This is a genomic window from Sorangium sp. So ce363 (assembly GCF_051520435.1).
Lineage (GTDB): Bacteria > Myxococcota_A > Polyangia > Polyangiales > Polyangiaceae > Sorangium > Sorangium cellulosum_B.
This window is the reverse complement of sequence record NZ_CP150333.1, coordinates 8,200,849-8,219,560: the sequence shown is the minus strand read 5'-3', so window position 1 is coordinate 8,219,560 and position 18,712 is coordinate 8,200,849. Positions and strand designations below refer to the sequence as shown.

Annotated in this window: 10 protein-coding genes; 4 read left to right on the top strand and 6 right to left on the bottom strand. The window is 69.5% G+C overall.

Annotated elements, in window-relative coordinates:
• Positions 1–256: 256 nt before the first annotated feature.
• Complete coding sequence (locus tag WMF12_RS30820) at positions 257–2,344, top strand: protein kinase domain-containing protein (RefSeq protein ID WP_437851139.1); 2,088 nt, start codon at positions 257–259, stop codon at positions 2,342–2,344.
• 35 nt (positions 2,345–2,379) lie between these two features.
• Here WMF12_RS30820 and WMF12_RS30815 read toward each other — a convergent pair whose 3' ends face one another.
• Complete coding sequence (locus tag WMF12_RS30815; RefSeq protein ID WP_437851138.1) at positions 2,380–3,489, bottom strand: THUMP domain-containing class I SAM-dependent RNA methyltransferase; 1,110 nt, start codon at positions 3,487–3,489, stop codon at positions 2,380–2,382.
• Positions 3,490–3,811: 322 nt separating this feature from the next.
• On the opposite strand from WMF12_RS30815, the gene WMF12_RS30810 reads away from it, so the two are divergent.
• Together WMF12_RS30810 and WMF12_RS30805 are read left to right on the top strand one after the other, a co-directional pair.
• Entirely contained in the window at positions 3,812–4,141 is a 330-nt protein-coding gene (locus tag WMF12_RS30810; RefSeq protein ID WP_437851137.1) for an SPW repeat domain-containing protein, read from the top strand.
• Positions 4,142–4,325: 184 nt separating this feature from the next.
• On the top strand, positions 4,326–5,063 hold the full coding sequence (locus tag WMF12_RS30805; protein WP_437851135.1) for a pyridoxine 5'-phosphate synthase: 738 nt from the start codon (positions 4,326–4,328) through the stop codon (positions 5,061–5,063).
• Positions 5,064–5,149: 86 nt separating this feature from the next.
• Here the strand turns inward: WMF12_RS30805 and WMF12_RS30800 are convergent, their stop codons facing one another.
• The 5 genes from WMF12_RS30800 to WMF12_RS30780 all read right to left on the bottom strand — a co-directional run bounded on the left by WMF12_RS30800 (position 5,150) and on the right by WMF12_RS30780 (position 16,355).
• A complete protein-coding gene (locus WMF12_RS30800) occupies positions 5,150–10,600 on the bottom strand; it encodes an AAA family ATPase (protein ID WP_437851133.1) in 5,451 nt (1,816 codons plus the stop codon).
• A gap of 21 nt (positions 10,601–10,621) precedes the next feature.
• Positions 10,622–12,109, bottom strand: coding sequence for a hypothetical protein (locus WMF12_RS30795; protein ID WP_437851131.1), 1,488 nt, complete (start codon positions 12,107–12,109; stop codon positions 10,622–10,624).
• Positions 12,110–12,278: 169 nt separating this feature from the next.
• Positions 12,279–13,364: a hypothetical protein gene (locus tag WMF12_RS30790; protein ID WP_437851129.1), complete on the bottom strand. Its 1,086-nt coding sequence runs from the start codon at positions 13,362–13,364 to the stop codon at positions 12,279–12,281.
• 89 nt (positions 13,365–13,453) lie between these two features.
• Positions 13,454–13,990: a hypothetical protein gene (locus tag WMF12_RS30785; RefSeq protein ID WP_437740230.1), complete on the bottom strand. Its 537-nt coding sequence runs from the start codon at positions 13,988–13,990 to the stop codon at positions 13,454–13,456.
• A gap of 424 nt (positions 13,991–14,414) precedes the next feature.
• Complete coding sequence (locus tag WMF12_RS30780; protein WP_437851127.1) at positions 14,415–16,355, bottom strand: protein kinase domain-containing protein; 1,941 nt, start codon at positions 16,353–16,355, stop codon at positions 14,415–14,417.
• 148 nt (positions 16,356–16,503) lie between these two features.
• On the opposite strand from WMF12_RS30780, the gene WMF12_RS30775 reads away from it, so the two are divergent.
• Entirely contained in the window at positions 16,504–18,228 is a 1,725-nt protein-coding gene (locus tag WMF12_RS30775) for a sigma 54-interacting transcriptional regulator (protein ID WP_437851125.1), read from the top strand.
• Positions 18,229–18,712 lie beyond the last annotated feature (484 nt).

Below are 18,712 nucleotides of genomic sequence, written 5' to 3'. Positions count from 1 at the left end.
GCGGGGGCGCGCGGCGCGCGCTCGCGGAAGGGGCACCGCGCGCCGCCGGGGGCCGACAAGTCGTCGGCTGTCGAGTTCTTTGGTATGGTCGCCGCGTGCACTCTCCCTCGCATCGGACGCGCGGGTCGCGCGGGCGCGCGGACAGCCATGGGCGCAGCGCTCTCCTGCGCGAGGGGCACGGCCGCCCTGGGGCGGGCATGCGGTGCGGCCGCCCGGAAGCGGGCGAGCGGGGCAGACGCCGGCAGGTGCCGGGCGCATGAGGCATGAAGCGCTCCTCGGCCGCAAGGTGGCCGGGCGGTTCACGATCACCCGCTTCCTCGGCGAGGGCGGCATGGCCAGCGTCTTCATCGCCGAGCGCGACGCCGAGCCCCGCCGGGTGGCGATCAAGATCATGAACCCGGAGTTCACCGGGGACCGCGCGTTCATCCGGCGCTTCCAGCGCGAGGCGAAGGCCGCGGCGCGGGTGAAGCACCCGAACTCCGTCAAGATCTTCGAGTACGGGGTCGAGGGCGCCCTCAGCTACATCGTGATGGAGCTGCTCTCGGGGGACGACCTCTACGTCCTCCTCGAGCGCCACGGCGCGATCGGCCAGGCGCGGGCGGTCCGCATCCTCTCGGAGGTGTGCGAGGCGCTCGCGGTCGCCCACGAGATGGGCGTCGTGCACCGCGATCTGAAGCCCGAGAACGTCATGGTGGTCCCCGATCCCATGCACCCTCACGGCGAGCGGGTGAAGGTGCTCGATTTCGGGATCGCCAAGATCCTCGACACGGGCTCGTCCGGCGAGGCGCCCGAGCTCCTCGCCGACCCGCTGTCCGTCGTGACGCGCGCGGGCACGTTCGTCGGCACGCCGGCCTACATGGCTCCGGAGCAGTGCGGGCTGCTGCCGGTGGATCAGCGGGCCGACCTGTACACCTGCGGGGTCCTCTTGTTCCAGCTCGTCACGGGGCGGCTGCCGTTCGAGGGCGAGACGCCGCTCCACACGGCGACGCTCCACATCCATGCGCCGGTGCCGGCGCCGAGCAGCTGCGCGCCCGGGATCCACCCGCGCCTCGAGGCGCTGATCGTGAAGGCGCTCGCCAAGGAGCCGGCGGACAGGTACCAGACGGCGCGCGAGCTCGGGTACACGCTGCACTGCCTGCTGGCCGAGCTGCCCGACACGGCCGTGGGGCTCGGGCCGATCTCGCGCCGGCAGCCGAGCTCGCTCTTCTCGCGGGACGCGTCGCTGCAGCGGGGGCCGATGTCGCTCCCGCCGCTGACGTCGCTGCCGAGCTCGACGTCGGCGCCGATCTCCGGCCAGGCGCCCAGGGCGGAGCTCTCGATCGAGTCGGCCCGGACGCTCGTCTCCGGCGGGGGGGCTGGCGCCGAGGTCGCGCGTCCACCGCCGGTGGTGCTTCACCACGCGCCGCCGCCCTCGGAGCTCCCGCAGACGCTCGATCCGCAGGCGGTCGCGCCGGGGGCGGGCGCCGAGCCGCAGCGCTGGGCCGGGGAGTCGGTGCCGGAGATCTCGCTGCAGCTCCCGTCCTGGTCCCACGGCGCCAGCGAGGCGCTGCTCTCGGGGAACGGCCTGGCCGAGCCGGGCGCGTACGGCGCGTACGACGACGCGAGCGGGGACGACGACAGCACGCTCACCATGGTCCGTCGCGACGAGCTCCTCGGTCCGGCGAGGGTGCGAGTCCATACGGCGGCCTATGACGAGGGCGACGAGCTCGACATCACGCCTCCTGGCCGCGAGGTGAAGGCGACGCTCCGCTCCGCCGAGGACTTCGGGCTGGGCACGCCCGAGAAGCGGGCCGAGGTCGGCCTGGTGCGCGTCGATTCCGTGCCGGTCCCGGCGACGCCGCAGAGCCCGCTCGACGGGGGGGCGGCGGGGGCGTGGGACAGGAGATCGCCGCGCGCCGCCAACACGCTCCGGCTGGTCTCGTCCCACCCCCCGGCCGAGAGCCAGATGCCCACGGTGACGCCCGGCGAGCTCCAGGCGGCGAGCCCGCAGGGGTTCGGGGCGATGGGGTTCGGCGCGGCGAGCGCAGAGACCGTCGGGGACTCCGCGGCGGTCGTACGGAGGGCGCCGGCGGCGGCCGACAGCGCCTCGCCGGCAGCCCCGGCGGCGTCGCTGCCGTTCGAGCTCGCCACGACCATCGCAGAGCAGCGCACGGTGCTGGAGCGCCGCGCGACGATGCCCGATCACGTCGTCGTGCCCCAGGCGCCGCCTGCGCCTGCGCCGGCGCCTCCGCAGGCGCGGGAGCCGAGCTGGCTCGCCGGCAAGCGGGGGCTCATCATCGGCTTCGTCGCCGGGATGCTCCTGACGGCGCTGGCGATGTTCCTTGTGATGCGCCTGCTCTCCTGACGTCTCGCACGCGCCCTCCCGCGCGGCGCGCCGGTTCAGGGGATGTCGTACGTCAGCAGCCGGCACTCGATCGGGCCGTTGAACACGGTGAGCGAGCGCTCCGGCCTCCTGCGCATGGCGTGCTCGATGTCCTCGGTGCCGGCGAGGATGGCGACGCGGTGGCCCTCGAGCCGCGACAGCGCCGCCGCCATGTCGCGGTAGAGGGCCAGCGTCCCCGGCAGGCGCTCGCCGTACGGCGGGTTGGTCAGGACGTGGCCCGGCGGCGCGGTCGGGGCGAGCGCGGTGATGGACTGACAGCGGACCTCGATCTGCACGCCGGCCATCCGGGCGTTGCCGCGGGTGATCTCGGCGGCGCGGGGGTCGATGTCGGCGGCGACGATCGCGGGGCCCTCGGGCCGGATCCGCGCGCGGGCGGCGTCGCGGAGCTCGGTCGTGCGCCGCGCGGCGGCCTGATCGTGGCACGCCCACCGCTCGAAGCCGAAGCGCTGCGCGCGCAGGCCGGGGGCGATGTCCCGCGCCCAGAGCGCGGCCTCGAGGGCGATGGTGCCGGCGCCGCACATCGGGTCGACGAACGGGCGGGCGCGGTCCCAGCCGGAGAGGCGGAGCAGCGCGGCGGCGAGCGTCTCCTTGAGCGGCGCGCCGCCGATGTGCGTGCGGTAGCCGCGGCGGTGGAGCGCGGCGCCGCCGAGGTCGGCGTAGAGCGTCGCGCGGTCGCGGACGAGGTGGAGGAAGAGGGCGAGATCCGGGTCGTCGAGGTCGACCGACGGGCGGGCGCCGACGCGGCGCCGGATCTGGTCGACGATGGCGTCCTTGGTCCGCTGCGCGATGAACTGGGTGTGGGTCAGCGCGCTCGAGCGGCAGGAGGCGCGGACGGCGAGCGTATGGACCGGGCTCAGGTAAGGGGCCCAGTCGACGCGCGAGACGCCCTCGTAGAGCGCGTCCCCGCTGGGCGCGTCGAAGGAGGCGAGCTCGACGAGCACGCGCACGGCGGTGCGGAGCTCGATGCACGCGCGGAAGCCCTCGTCCGGCGGGCCGGAGAAGTGGACGCCGCCGCGATCCGCGCGGACGCCGCGGAACCGGTGCTCGCGGAGCTCGTCGCGGAGGGCGGGCTCGGTTCCTTTGGCGGCGGTCGCGAAGAAGTCCATGGCGACGGGGCTTCTAGCCGAACCGCCGCGCGGCGGCCCTCATGAACGCGGCCTCTGGCCGCGCGGCCGCTCCCAGGGCGAGGCGCGTGGCACTGGATTCGCACGGCGTTCGCTGAGCTCTGGGGTGTGTGGACCGGGCGCAGGGACGCCGGCGCTCGGCAGGTGGGGTGAGCGGGCTCCGCGGTCGGCGGGCCGAGGCCGCTCGGGGCAGGACGCCTGGCCCGAGGCCGCGGCCAGCGGGCAGAGCGAGGGAGCCAGGGCGTCGCGCGGCGGAGGCGCCGGCACGGCGATCCGCGAGGGAGGGAGGCCAATGGAGCATCGGATGGCGGCTTTGCGTGGCATCAACATCGCGCTCGGGATCTGGCTGTTGATCTCCGCGTTCGCCTGGCGCCACAGCCGGGACGAGTTCACCAACACCTGGGTGGTGGGCGCGCTGTGCGTCGTCTTCGCCCTGATCGCGCTCTGGGCGCCCAGGGCGCGTTACGCCACCGCGATCCTGGCGGTGTGGCTGTTCGTCAGCGCCTGGACGATACCGGCGCTGCTGATGGCGACGGTGTGGAACAACGCGCTCGTCGCCGTCGGCATCCTCGTCGTGTCGCTCCTCGCGACCGACGTCGCGGTGCGGGGCTCGCGGGCCGCGCGGCGCGTGTAGGCGCCGAACGGCCGCGCCGCCGCGGCCGGAGGGCCGGCCCGGGGGCGCCGACGGCGCTCCCCCCAGCTGCGCGCTGGCGGCGCGCTCCCGGCTGCGCGCCGGCGCGCGGCGTGTTCGCCTCGCGGCGTCGATCGTGTATAGCGGCGTCGCGAGCGCCGCGCACGAGCCGGCGAGAGGATGTCCCATGAAGCTCAGCGTCAACGTGAACAAGATCGCGCTCCTGCGGAACTCGCGGGGACACGATGCCCCGAATGTCCTCTCCTTCGCCCGGAAGATCGTCGACTACGGAGCCCACGGCATCACCATCCATCCGAGGGCGGACCGGCGGCACATCACGCCGGACGACGCGCGGGCGGTGACTCGCCACATCACCACGGTGGAGTCGAACTTCGAGGGCGATCTCCGCGAGGAGTTCCTGGACCTCACGCTCGAGCTCAGGCCGACGCAGTGCACGCTGGTCCCGGTCACGCCGGGCGAGCTCACCTCGCACCGCGGCTGGGACGTCGCGAAATGGCGCTTCGTCCTCCAGCCTGTGGTGAAGCGGCTCAAGGAGGAGGGGATCCGGACAAGCCTCTTCGTCGAGGCCGACCCGGCGGTGGTGCCCGTGGTCGCGGAGATGGGGGCCGATCGCATCGAGATCTACACCGGTCCTTACGCCCAGGCGTTCGATCGCGGCGATCACCGCGCGGAGCTCGACAAGATCGTCGCGACCGTGAGGGCCGCCGTGGCGGCCGGGGTCGGGATCAACGCGGGGCACGACCTCACCGTGGAGAACCTCGCGCCGCTCGTCCGCGAGGCGCCGCAGATTCAAGAGGTGTCGATCGGTCACCACCTCGTGGCGCATGCGCTCGAGGTCGGGATGAAGCAATCCGTGCGCGACTACCTCGCGGCGGTCGAGGGGCGCCCCGCGCCGGCGCAGTAGCGGAGGGCCGGCCGAGCGCGCCGGTCAGCGCTGCGCCGGCCGAGCTCGCCCCGCCGCGATCGCGCCGCCGGCGGCGCCAGCCCTGGTCAGCTCCGGTGTTTGCTCAGCGGATCGACCGCGACGTCATCCACCGGCACGGCCGCGGACGGGCGGGACGCGGGGCCACGCACCGGCAGCTCCACGATGAACTCCGCGTGGCGCCCCTTCTCGGTGTTCCCGAGCCGGATCGCGCCTCCATGGCCGTGACGCACGATCTCATAGCAGATGGAGAGCCCTAGCCCGGTGCCCTGCCCGTTGGGCTTGGTCGTGAAGAATGGGTCGAAGATCCGCTCACGGATGAGCTCCGGTATCCCGGTGCCGTTGTCCCAGATCCGGATCTCGGCGATCGACCCGACCCGGCGCGTCGACACCCGGATGCGAGGTGGCTCCGCCGCGGCGCCCCTCTCCGCCCGCACCCGCTCACCCACGGAGTAGAGCGCGTTGTTGACCAGGTTGATGATCACGCGAGCGAGCTCCTGATCCATCACCTCGACCGGCGGGAGCGAAGCGTCGAACTCCTTCTCGACCACCACGTCCAGGGCGGGCGCCGCAGCGAGCTTGCCGACCATCGCGAGCTCGACCGACTTCTCGACCAGCGCGTTCAAATTCACCGGCTCTCGGACGCCCGACAGGACACGGGAGTGCAGCAGCATGTTGTTCACGATGGCGTTCGCGCGCTTGCCGTGCTCCGCGATCTTGTTCGCGTTGATCCTCAGCATCGGGAGCACCTCCCTGATCTTCGCCATGACCTCGCCGCTGTGCGGGTCGTCGAGATGGAGCTCGGTCGAGAGCGTGACGAGCTCATCCGCGAATCGAACGGACAGCTCAGCGAAGTTGTTGACGAAATTGAGCGGGTTCTTGAGCTCGTGAGCGACTCCCGCGGTGAGGTTGCCGAGCGACGCCATCTTCTCCGCCTGGATCAGCTGCTGCTGGGTCTGCTGGAGGTGCTCGAGCGTCGACGCCAGCGCGATGTTCTTGCGCTTGAGCTCCTCGGTTCGCTCGTCGACCTTCCGCTCGAGATCGTTGTAGAGCCGCGCGTTCTCGATCGAGATCGCGACCTGCGACGAGAGCAGACGGAGCACCTTCAGCCGATCCGAGGTGAAGGTGTCGGTGATGAGGTTGTTCTCGAGATACAGCACACCGACGAGCTGTCCCTGATGAACGAGCGGGGCACAGAGCACCGACCTCGGCTGGCAACGCACGACGTAGGGGTCGCTGACCAGCCGCTCATCCCGCGCCGCGTCGCGCAGCACGACGCTCTCCCGCGTCCTGGCGACGTAGTTCACCAGCGCGTGCGGGAGATCCGGGCTCTGATCCATCGGGATCGACTGCAGCACGGTGACCTCGCCGGACGCGATCGTCCCCTTGGCCTCGATGACGAGCTGGCCGGCTTCCTTGATGAGGAGGACTCCCTTCTCTGCGCCTGCGTTCTCGAGCATGATCTGCATGATCCTGTCCAGGAGCCGACCGAGCATGATCTCGCTGGAGAGCACCTGGGACGCCTTGACGACCGTGGTCAAGTCGAGGTCCTGGGGCGTCGGCGACACCGTCACGGCGGTGCCGCTCTGATGCTTCACCTGCGCCGGAGACGACCGCATGAGGAGCACGGGATACTGCTCGTCGAGCGCGCGGACCTTGGTGTGCGCGCCCCAGGTGAGATAGCAGCCGCGCGCCTCCTGGAGGTACGAGCCGGCCAGCTGCGGTTTGCCCCTGTTCAGATGGAACAGCGCCGCGCGCTCGCACGCCAAAGCCACATCGTGGAGGTACTCGCTCTTCCGCGCTGCGGAGATCGCGTCGTCGTAGAGCCTCGCCGCCTGCCTGGATCGGCCCTCCACGCGCGCCTCCTCGGCCAGCACCAGCGCATATTTGTGGCGGGCGTTCACCGCGCTGTGCTCGGCCCACTTGTGCAAGATCCGCTTTGCCTTGTCGATCGCGCCGCGCAGGCGGCGCCTGTCCGCGCCGTCCGCGTCCGGAACCAGCGAGAGCGCCGCGAGCGCCCGGTAAAACGCGTGGTGCGGAACGAACGCCGAGCTCGGGTCCAGCATGTCCTTGTAGGCCTCGAGCCGCGACGCGATCTCCACCACCTCGTCATAACGCTCGAACAGGTAGCCGATCTGGAGCGCCAGCAGCAGGTGCTGCGCGCGCTGCATGTCCTCGGTGACGTACGCGTCCGGCTCGAGCGAGTGCTCGTTCGAGCGCAGCGCGGAGGGGTCGGCGTCCTGCAGCTCTCGCGTCCAGCGCAGGGTGATCTGCATGCACTGGACCACCTTCTGGGCGTCGGTCCGTCGTCCGAACTCGAGATACCGGCGAGCCTGCGCGGCCACCTCCGCGATCGGGGTGTCGACCAGAGAGGTCCAGTAGATGCTCAGGCACATGCAGTACGATGCTTGCACCAGGTTGCCGGAGTCGACGGCGCACTGGATCGCCTCCGCGAGCAGATCGAGCGCCTCGCGCAGGTGGGACGAGAACACCTCCAGGAAGCTCGCGATGACGAAGAGCGTCCTGCACGTCACCGATGGATCATTGAACTTGCGCGCCAGGACCAGGGCGAGCTTGCCGTACGCCGCGCCCGTCTTGGGATCGCGGAACACCGAGCTGTTGAACATGCCGAAGCAGGCGAACGCGAACGAGGAGGCCTCGGTGTTGCCGTAGGTGAGCGACAGCTGCACGAGCTTGAGGATGATGAGCCCGATGAGCTGCTCGCGCTGCAGCAGGTAGGCAGGGAACCAGAGGGTGATGAGCAGACCCATCGCCGCCCGGATCTCCGGCGTCATGCGGTCCGGCAGCTCGCTGAGCTCGCTGATCTGCCTGCCCCGCAGCTTCCATCGAACCTGGGCGAGCTCGAGCAGCACCTCACCCATGTGCGGCTTGGACGACAGCCGTATGCCGAGCAGCTGCAGCGCGAGCAAGCCGGTCTCCACGGCCTGCTCGTACTGGCACAGGTGCAGGAGCTGCGTCACACGGGCGGTATGCACGGCGACCCGCTCGTCGTCGGCGCGGGCGTTGCGGAGCAGGAGCGCGAACCTCTCGTCGGCGTCCGCGAAGCGGGTCATGAGATAGTCGCACTCGGCCCTCTCGAGGTGCAGCGCGAACGTCAGCTCATGACAGCGGCTCCACCCCTCCGCCCCGACGAGCTCGGTGCCAGCGGCGAGGTAGCGCAGCGCCGGTTCGTAGGCAGCGGACGCCTTTGCCTTGCGACCGGCGGTGAGATCGAGCTGCGCGATCTCCTGGCGCTCCGTCGTGTCGCGCACCACCTCGGCGCCTGCGTTCAGGTGATTGACCACCTCGAAGAGCCGCTCCGCGACGCGCTCGGCCGGGAGGCGCCGCCGGAGGAGGCGGCCGATGTCGAGGTGGGTCTTCTTCCGGTCCTGGTCGGGGATGAGCGAATAGGCTGCCTGCTGCACGCGGTCGTGCAGGAACTCGTACGGGACGGCGAGCTCCTCCAGCGACGCATCGAAGGGATCTCCCGGCTCGGCGCCGAGCAGCAGCTTGTACGACTGATCCGTGGGCAGGATGAGGCCCGCTTGCACGGCCTCCCACAGGGCGTCGGCCGTCTCCCGCGGCGAGCGCTCGAACACGATGGACAGGATGTTCGAGTCGAAGCGGCCCCCGACGCAGGCCGCCAGCTTCACCGCGCTCTGCGCCGCGAGCGGGAGCCTCTGCAGCTTGCCGACCAGGAGGTCGACCACGTTGTCCGTGACCCCGACGGACCTGAGCTGATCCATGTCCCAGCGCCACGCGCCCACGCCGCGCTCGTCCGAGAGCGCCGGGTCGAACACGAGCAGCCGCTCTTGATGGAGCGTCTTCAAGAACTCCATGACGAAGAACGGATTGCCGTGGGTCTTGCTGGCCAGGAGCGACGCGAGCGGCCCCGCGCGCTCTGCCGTGCACGAGAGGACGTCGACGAGCCACCCCGTGAGATCGTCCTGGGAGAGCGGCGCCAGCGCGAGGTGGGTGACCCTCGTCGCCTCCACCTGGAGGCGCTCGAACGCGCGGCCCAGGGGGTGGCCGTCCGTGACCTCGTTGTCTCGGTACGCGCCGATCAGCAGCAGGTAGCCGCTGGCCGGGTTTTCGCTCAGGTACCGGAGCAGATCCAGGGACGCAGCGTCGGCCCACTGCAGGTCGTCGAGGAAGAGCACGAGGAGGTGCTCCCTCTGGGCGAAGGCCTGAATGAAGCTCTGGAAGACCTGACGAAACCGGTTCTGAGACTCCGCTGGGCCGAGCTGGGGCACGGCCGGCTGCTGGCCGAGGACCAGCTCGAGCTCCGGGATCACATCGACGATGATCTGGCCGTTGGGGCCGAGCGCGCGTCCGAGCCGCGTCCTCCAGACAGAGAGCCGCGCCTCGTCCTCGGTGAGCAGCTGGCGGATGCTCTGCCGGAACGCCTCGATGAGGGAGCTGTAGGGTAGACCCCGATTGAACTGATCGAACTTGCCGGAGAGGAAGCTGCCGGTCTGGCCGACGACGAGCCTGTGGAGCTCGTTGACCAGCGTCGATTTACCGACGCCGGAATAGCCATGGACGAGCACGATCTCGGTGGCGCCTCGGGCGACGCGCTCGAAGGCGCCCGTGAGGGCGGCGACCTCCGCGTCGCGCCCGTAGAGCTTCTGCGGGAACTGCAGCCTCTCCGAGCGATCCTGCCTGCCTGTCGGAAACGGCGCTATCTCGCCGGCGGAGCTCCACCCGGCGAGGCAGGTCTCGAGGTCGATGCGCAGCCCGCGCGCGCTCTGGTAACGGTCCTCGGCCGCCTTGGCCAGCAAGCGCATGACGACGCTCGACAGCGGGGCAGGCACTCCCGGCCGCAGCTCCTCCGGCGGCGTAGGCCGCCGGGCGATGTGACAGTGCACGAGCTCGAGCAGATCGGTGGCCAGGAACGGCGGCCGGCCGGTGAGCATCTGGTACAGCGTCGCCCCGAGCGAGTAGAAATCCGTGCGATGGTCGAGGGCCCGGTTCATCCGGCCGGTCTGCTCGGGTGACATGTAGGCCAGGGGCCCCTCGATCCGGGCGACGCTCTCGATCGTCTGGCTCTCGCGAGGCAGCCGGGAAGCGATGCTGAAATCCGTGAGCTTGGCGCGGCCGGTCTCCCGGTCGAACAGGATGCTTCCCGGATGGATGTTCTTGTGGGTGATCTCCCGTTCATTCAAGGCTTCGAGCGCTCGGCAGAGCTGGATCGCGACGCGGAGGAGCAGCTCGATGTCCAGCCCTTCGGCGGGGATGGCGGAGTGCAGCGGCTCACCCGCGAAATCCTCGAGGACGAGCACCGGCACGCCCTGGTGCTTCTCCAGCCGCTGTACCTTGAGGATGTACGGGCTGTCGAGCATCTGGGCGAGCTGGTGCTCGTGCTTGATGCGCGTGATGTCGAGCAGGGTCGGGTAAGCGACGTGGAGCGCCTTGATCAGCGCTGGCTGCCCGTCGGCGGATCGGATGGCTCGATAGGTGGCAGTCCGCGTCTCTTCGACGACGGTCGCGGTCACATCGTAGCCCAGGAGGATCTGCATGAACTCGCCCTTCGCGTGCAGCTACTTCCGCTGCTTCGGCTGAGCGTCGGCCGCGGCCGCGCTCGTCATTCCATAGGCCTGCCCGTCGCCCGCCGGGGCGGCCTTCGGTCTGGCCTTCTTCGCATAGCTCCACAAGAAATCACCGCTGCCGCGCTCTCCCCACGTGATTTTATCCTGCGACCTTCCCCTGGCGATCTGCGCGTCGGAGTGGCAGCCCATGCAGCTCGACGTGTGGAATATCCGGGTCGTCTTGGGGCGCAGAGCGCGGTTCACCTCGGCGGCGACCGTGTTGCCTTTCTGCATGTATGTCTCCAGGACAGTGTTCACGAGGTAAGGTCGGTACGGCCGGCCGCCGGACTCGTTCGCGACGGCATCGGGGAGCTTGTCCGACGGCGACGGCTCGCCCCCGCCGTCCGTCGGCCACTGCGTGCCGACGAGCTCGTAGAACTGCAGGGCAGAGCGGTTCTTCTCGAGCTGCGCCTGGACCTGGCTGTTCAGGGCGGCTGTGTCCTCCCGGATCGGCTGCTGCCGGTGCACCTGCGTGCGGCTGACCCACGGACCCTCCGAAGGCGGCCAGACGCGCTCATCCGGCGGCTCATTGACGGGGCACAGCGGGCAACTCGGATTGTTGAACGAGGGCTTGAGCGGCTTGCCGTCGTGCGTCTCGAGCGGGTTGACGTCGACGTTGTCGATGTGCTCGAACGCAGCCCAGACCCATTGCTTCTTGGCCGAGAGCGTCTTGATCATGACGTTCGCGCCCACGAGGCCGAACGTCTGCAGCGACGGGCCTGCGCCCGTGCTGACGTACGCCTTCCGGAGGATGAAGCGCCCCTCGAGGTGCCTCTCGCTCTCGTCCAGCAGCTTCCACGCGAGCTTGAGCGCGATCGAGGGCATCTGATCCTCGTTCCGCGGGTTGCCCCAGGGCGCGTCGGGGTTGGTGCAGTCTTCCTCGGGGGTGGCGCAGTATTCCGCGCTGTAGGCGATCTGTCCATCGATGCTGTACAGCTCGTTGTCGTTGAGGTACTTGAACAAACGCTCGCTGTACAGCACCTCGTAATACACCTTGTTGCCGTTCTGGTCCCAGAGGATGAACGAATCGGCCTGTCTGTCGTCCTGTAGCGTGCGGGAGGCATTGATCGCGAAGCTCGCGTCCGGAGCGTCCCGCTTGGCCTGCTGCTCGGCAGGGTTCCATGCATCGGGTGGGCCGCCGTCCGGCTTGAAGATGTCGTAACTGGTCTTCCAGGTATCCCACCCATGGGCGCCATCGTCCGCAAGGCGAGGCCGCGCGCGGCCGTCCTTGGTCACCGGCCATGCCATCGCGATGAAGGACTGCCATGCCAGGATGTCGTATAGACGGTTGCCTTCTGCGTATTTCCCCCTCCCTATGGTTCTTTCTTGCAGCTCGGGATCGATGTCTCGGGGCAGGGCCGAGCACAGCTTGTCGGTGAAGCTCGGGAACTTGCTCCACAGCTCCGCCCGGCATGTCTCGTCGTCAACCGGTGAGAGCACGCCCGTGTTCTCAGGAGGGGAGGGCGGGGGAGAGGAGCTCTGCAGCTGGACTGTCGCGGTGCACGACAGGTGTGCCGCGCCCGCCAGGATCATCGAAGCCGATCTGTAGATGGAGGACGAATGGCGTTTCATTGTGCGACGCTCCAGAATACAGCGTGTGTGTCGGTTCTCAGGCCAGGGAGAAGCAACGTAAGACACCAAGGTAGGCTTTGGCCGACAGAGCTCGATCCGGGCCGAGGACGATCTTCAGGTCGATCCAGCGGCGCACGCGGGACGGCCATTCGTGCTCCCGGCAGCGCTCGCGCGAGGACCCGGGCCATGCGGTGAGCGCGTCGCGCTGCGAGGGCGTGCAGAGGCCGAGCGACGAGAGGCGCTCGAGCGTCGCGCTCCGGCCCGGGTCCAGCTTCCGGGTCGCGAGATCGAAGAGCTCGATCCCGAGCCGAGGAGCGACGTTGTCTCCGATGGTGACGTCGATCGTGACGCGCTCGTCATCGACGCGCAGCGCTCTCAGCAGCTCCTCCACCTCACCGGGTTTGCCCGGCCAGCCCACCCCGTGCAGGTAGCCGATGAGCCGGTCGCGCGGCAGCGAGACGTTGAGCTTGAGCGTCGCAGGCTGCCTGGCGCTCATGACGGACAGATGAACGGCGTGGCCGCCGTCCGGCAACAGGGTGAAGCAGCGGAGCAGCGCGGCCTGGGTCGCCGCCGGGACTGGCCCATCGAGGAGCACGGAGAGGGCCGCCTCGACGAGCCGGAGCCGGCCGCTCGGGCTGAAGTCGCGCTCTGCCTCCGGGGCCTCCAGGTTCGTGAGGGGCCTCGGATCCAGGCAGAGGAGCACGGACGGCTCGACCGGACCACGACGCGCGGCCGGCTGATCGAACTCGAACCAGAGCAGGGGAACCTGCTCGAACAGGAGGGTGCCGGGCGTGGTCCACGCGGCGAGGAGACGCCCTGGAGGGCCCCGGAGCGGATCGGCGCCTCCCACCGGTGGAGGGCCGCCGGGGGCGACCGGACCTTCGCGGCGCGAGCGCGGGAGCCGAGACGCGAGGAGCTCTCTCCCTTCCGCGAGAATACAGGCAAGAAAGTCGACCCGCGCAGCGGTCGCCCCCAGATGACATTCGAGGGTCAGGACCGAGGCGGCGTCCAGCAGGGCCGGGGCGCAGCGGCTGAAGGCGCGCCAATCTCGCGGTGACACGAGCGTCGGCGGGGCATGAGGCTCGACGAGCTCCAGCGTCTTCTCCATCGACCGAACGATCATGCAGCGACCTCTCGTCCTGCCGGGCCGTGCCCGCGTGATGACCACCGACTGCCGCGGTCGGCCTTCGAGCAGCGCCCGAGGCTACCCGCTCACCAGGCCTTGTACCAGGCGTCGCCATTGAGCTCGGGAACGGCGAGATCCAGCAGGGCCTCGAGCGAACCGTCGTCGGACGGGCCCCTTGCGATGTGGCTGTCGAGCTTCTTCTTCTGCCGCTCGCTCAGCTTGAACTCGCTCATCAACGAGCTTCTGGATTCGTTCTTGCGCGCTTCATCGTCGGGGTGGAAGCGATTGTAGACCTCCGCGGTGTGCACCAGATGATAAAGGAAGGACAGGAGACCCGGCTTGCGTGCCACGCCGCTCGCCGACGGGGCGGGCGCCTCGTCGCTCGTGTTCTTGAAGAGCCTCTCGTTGACCTCATCCTTCGTGAGGTAGAGGACGTTCGCGACGCAGTCGTCGTCGGGGTGCCCCATGTCGCCGCACTTGTTGAACACCTTCTTCTCGGTGGCGCTCAGGCGAAAGTCTTTCAGCACTTTGTTCTTGTCTGGGTTCACGGTGAGGCCCGCGTACCTCAGGTGATAGAGCAATGACAGGACGCCGGGCGGATAATTCGTTGTCTCTGTGGACATGGTCGTTATTCCCTCGCGTGGTGTAGTTGAAGGGCGCTTCGCGCGTCGCAGCAGGCGCGCGCGGCCCGGTGAATCGCGTGCTCTGCGAGTCCTCAGGGGCCGTCGCTCGCTGGAAAGAACCGCCTGCTCCGAGCCGCTCGATCCAGTCAAGAAAGACATTCGGGATGGAACCGAACCGTCTGCGAATGGGAATTGCACGGCGCGTACCAGCCGTGCGTGCATGTCCGCCGCCCAGCCGACGTGCGGGGATGCGGGCGTTTCCAGGCCGGGATGTGACGGCGGCCGCGGGCGTTCCGTCGAGCGCGTGCGGCAAACTGTCGGCCGACGTGTCGGCCGACGTGTCGGCGGGCGTGCCGGCCGAGGTCTCGGCGCCGTGCCGGTGCCGTGCGGCGCCCTGCCGGCCGACACGATGTCAGCGCGGCGCCTACGCCGGCCTGGGCTCCAGGGAGATCTGGACCGTCTGCTCCCCCTCGAGCAGCGGCCGCATCACGTCGCGCCCCGCCACCCTGTAGACGGTCGTCGATTCGGCCCTGGGCCAGATGCTCCGCGCGCCGGCGCTCTCGAACTTGAACTCCTGCCGGGCGGCCCGGCAGACCGCCTCGTCGACGAGGATCTCCCCGGACAGCGCTGCGCGCGCGAGGTGGGAGGCGGCGTTCACTGCCTGCCCGAGCACCGTGTAGCCGAGCCGCGCGCACGCGTGCGAGCCGACCTCCGCCGCCAGGACGCTGCCGGTCGAGACGCCCGCGCATACCCCGTGAGCGTAAGGCGAATCGTTCCCCGTACGCCGAGCGACCGTCTCGAGCTGCTCGCGTACGGCGACGCATGCCGAGAGCGCCCGGTCGAGGTGCTCCGGCCCGTGGAACACCGCCATGACGGCGTCGCCCACGAATTTGTCCACGATGCCTCCCTGCGCCAGGAGCTCCGGGACGATCACCTCGAAGTTGGCGTTGAGAAGCCGCGTGGCCTCGGCGGGCGGCCTCTCCTGCGCCACGCGGGTGAACCGGAAGACATCGACGAACGCGACGGTCGCCTCCAGCGCCTCGCTCGCGGCTGCGCCCGCGGGCCCGAGCGCCCGGAGCCGCTCCACCAGGGCCGCGTTCGTGAACTTCCGCAGGATATCGTTCTCCTCGTTCGCCTGGGCTTTCTGTCGCTGCTGCTCCGCGGAGCGGAGGGACTTCTCCAGCGTGGTCTCGAGGTCGGCGAAATCGAGCGGCTTGAACAGGAAGTCGAACGCCCCCCGGTTCATGGCGCGACGGATGTTGGTCATGTCGCCGTACGCGGAGACGATCACCGTCCTCGCGAGCGGGTTCACCTCGGGGATGTGCTCGAGCAGGGTGATCCCGTCCATGACGGGCATGTTGATGTCGGCGACGACGACATCGATGTCCGGGTGTCGCCGGAGCTCCTCGAGGGCGTGCTGGCCGTTGTCGGCGAAGATGAGCTCGTAGGCGGAGCTCTTCTTGTTCTGCCGAAAATGCATCTTCAGCAGAAGCTGCATGTCGGGCTCGTCATCGACGATGAGGATCTTGGCGGGCTTGCTCCCCGCGTCACACACCGCGGCGAACGCCGTGATGAGCTCGCGGGACGACTGGAATCTCCGGGTCCGGTCCTTTGCCAGGGCGCGCTCGAAGAATCGATCGAAGCCGGGGAGCAGGGCGGCGTCGAGCGATGACGGCGGCGGGAACGGGTCAGTGCAGATGCTGATGATGAGCCCTGGCAGATTTTCTATCGAGAACGGAAATCGGCCGGTGAGCGCGCGGTACGCAATGACGCCGAGCGACCAGAGATCGGCCAGGGGGTGGGGAACGGCGCCGCGGACCTGCTCCGGGCTCATGTACGCGGGGGTTCCGATGCGCGTGCCGCTCCAGTCACGCGCATCGAACAGCCGCCACCCCACCCCGAAATCGAGGATCTTCACGGACTCGCCGGACGCACCCCGGGCGAGAAAGATGTTCGCGGGCTTGAGATCACAGTGGACAATGCCTGCTGCGCTCGCTGCCTCGAGGCCCGAGCTGAGCTGCCGGAGCAATGACAGCACGGCCGCCGCCGGGAGCTGGCGCGTGCGGCGAAGCCGGCTCTCGAGGTCTTCCCCCTCGAGCAGCTCCATGACGATATAGGGAGAACCCTCATCGATTCCGTAGTCGTGGACTTGGACGATGTGCTCGTTGCGGAGACGGGCGACGGTCGTCGCCTCCTGCTCGAAGTTGCGCCTTGCGTCGAATGAGACGACGTTCTCGGGCATCATCCGCTTCAGCGCCACCGGCCGGCGGAGCATCTGATCGAAGGCCTCCCAGACGATGCCCATGCCGCCGCGGCCGATCTCACGCAGCAGCGCGTATCTCCCGCCGACCGTTTGGCCCTTCACAAAGGAAAACTACTACGCGCGAGCGCACATCGTGTCAACTGGCGTTACTGTGTCCGCGCCCAGGCGACGACGGCGCCAAAGCGGTTCGGTGTGCTCGAATGTGCGCGTCGCGCATGGCGTGGAGGAGCGTGGAGGAGCGTGGAGGAGCGTGGAGGAACCGAACGCCGGCTCCGCTGAGCTTGCAAGTCTTTTCGGTGGGCGCGTATTCTCCCACCCCATGGTGACCGAGCGAACAGGGCTCACCACGATCGCGAACGCGACGACGCTGCACCCCGATACGAGCCCCTCACGGCGGGCATGCACACGCCTCGCTCCGTCCCTGTCCGTCCTTTACCATCCTCGTCTCGAGCGCATCGGTGAGCGCGCCGTCCTCGCCGACCTCGCGCTTCGCGATGCGGTCGCGCTGTCGAGAATGGAGCCGTACTTCGGTCCACCGGGGGCGATCGGCGATGCGCCGCTCGGGGATACCCACCTGAGCCGCAAACCCCTGCGCATCATCGCGCTGCCCGACGACCGGATCCGGCTGGACGCGGCGGAGCGCGGCTCCCACGTCGCGGTGGATGGCGCCCCGCTGGAGGGGAGCCGCGATTTCTCGCTCGACGAGGTGACGCGGGGGGTCGTTATCGAGCTTGCCAGTCGCGTCGTCCTGCTGCTCCACATGGTCGATCCGTCCCCGCGGGAGCCGGGGGAGCACCTCGGTCTGGTTGGCGATAGCGACCTTCTGGAGCGGACGCGGTGGCATATCCGCCGCGTCGCCGACCTCGGAACTGCGGTGCTCCTCCGCGGCGAGACGGGCACCGGAAAGGAGCTCGTCGCGAGGGCGATCCACCAGGCCGGCAATCGGCGCAATCAGCCCTTCGTGGCCGTCAACATGGCGGCGATCCCTCCGTTGCTGGCGGCCGCGGAGCTCTTCGGCGCCGAGCGCGGATCCTATACCGGCGCCCTGCGCGACCGTCCCGGTTACTTCGGCTCGGCCGAGGGCGGGACGCTCTTCCTCGACGAGATCGGCGAAGCGCCGCCCGACGTGCAGGCGATGCTCCTCAGGGCCCTCGAGACGGGCGAGATCCAGGCGGTGGGCGCCCAGCAGCCGAAGAAGACGCGCATTCGGCTGATCACCGCCACGGACGCCGATCTGGAGGCCAAGGTGGCCGAGGGGGCTTTTCGCGCTCCGCTGCTCCACCGCCTGGCCGGCTACGAGATCGCGCTCCCTCCGCTCCGCGATCGCCGAGACGATCTCGGGCGCCTGCTCCTTCACTTCCTGCGCGAGGAGCTGACGGCCTCGGGCGACGCGCATCGGCTCGACACGCCGCGGCCCGACGGCGCCCCGTGGTTGCCGGCGTCCGTGGTGGCCCGGCTCGCGCGGTACGACTGGCCGGGGAACATCCGTCAGCTCCGGAACGTGGCGCGGCAGCTGGTCGTGGGGAGCCAGGGCGCGGCGCGTCTGGAGGGGGCGCCGGCGCTCGAGCACCTGCTCCAGCGGGCAGCCCCGGAGCAGCGGAGCCACGCCGACGGCGATCGCGCGGCTGCGGCGAGATCGGCGCGGCCGGAGACCGCCACGGCGGCGCGGGCGATCTCGGGGAAGGGCGCCGGCTGGCGCAAGCCCTCCGACGTGCGGGAAGAGGAGCTGATCGACGCGCTCCGCCGGAGCCGGTGGGATTTCAAGGCCGCTGCCGAGCAGCTCGGGATCTCGCGGACATCGCTCTATGCGCTCGTGGAGAGCTGCCCGCAGGTCCGCCAGGCGAGCCATCTTGCGCCCGACGAGGTCGCCCGCTGCTACGCGGAGTGCGGTGGACACATCGACGCGATGGTGGAGCGCCTCATGGTCTCCAAGCGGGCGCTTCAGCGCAGGATCCGTGAGTTGCGTCTGGCATAGTCGACCCGGCGCCGGAGCGAGAAAGCCGGAGCGAGAGGCGGTCAGCGCGCCAAGGGGGACGTGAAAGAGATGTGAGGGAGACGTGAGGCCGAGGTTCGAGCCGGTCAATCGTAGGCGCCTCGGTGTCTCGTTCGTTCGGCTCTTCACGTGGGATCTCTGCCTCGGATTCGTGGGCGTCCGCCTGCCCGTCGAGCTCTGATCGTCGCCGACGCCTCATGCCCAGAAGGTCCGATCGACCGGTCAGGCTCGGTCTTGATGGGCGATTGCCCGGAACCAGATCAGAAAGACCAGCAATCGCCTGCGCATGTCGCCCCGCATGCCCCGAACGCACCAGTTGAAATCGTGCGGAATCGAGGTGACGCCTTTCCGCGACGTCGAGCCATCTCAGCTGTTTCATGATAAGTTTGATCCTTGCGTCCTTCCGTCTTCTCTCGGCATGGGACGGGGCCGCCGCGCGCCAACGCAGCGTTTTCCGAGGGGTCTC

Excerpts from the sequence above, each read along its gene's own strand:
- WMF12_RS30815 (WP_437851138.1), bottom strand. The coding sequence starts at position 3,489 with ATGGACTTCTTCGCGACCGCCGCCAAAGGAACCGAGCCCGCCCTCCGC.
- WMF12_RS30805 (WP_437851135.1), top strand. The coding sequence starts at position 4,326 with ATGAAGCTCAGCGTCAACGTGAACAAGATCGCGCTCCTGCGGAACTCG.
- WMF12_RS30810 (WP_437851137.1), top strand. The coding sequence starts at position 3,812 with ATGGCGGCTTTGCGTGGCATCAACATCGCGCTCGGGATCTGGCTGTTG.
- WMF12_RS30790 (WP_437851129.1), bottom strand. The coding sequence starts at position 13,364 with ATGATCGTTCGGTCGATGGAGAAGACGCTGGAGCTCGTCGAGCCTCAT.
- WMF12_RS30785 (WP_437740230.1), bottom strand. The coding sequence starts at position 13,990 with ATGTCCACAGAGACAACGAATTATCCGCCCGGCGTCCTGTCATTGCTC.
- WMF12_RS30820 (WP_437851139.1), top strand. The coding sequence starts at position 257 with ATGAGGCATGAAGCGCTCCTCGGCCGCAAGGTGGCCGGGCGGTTCACG.
- WMF12_RS30800 (WP_437851133.1), bottom strand. The coding sequence starts at position 10,600 with ATGCAGATCCTCCTGGGCTACGATGTGACCGCGACCGTCGTCGAAGAG.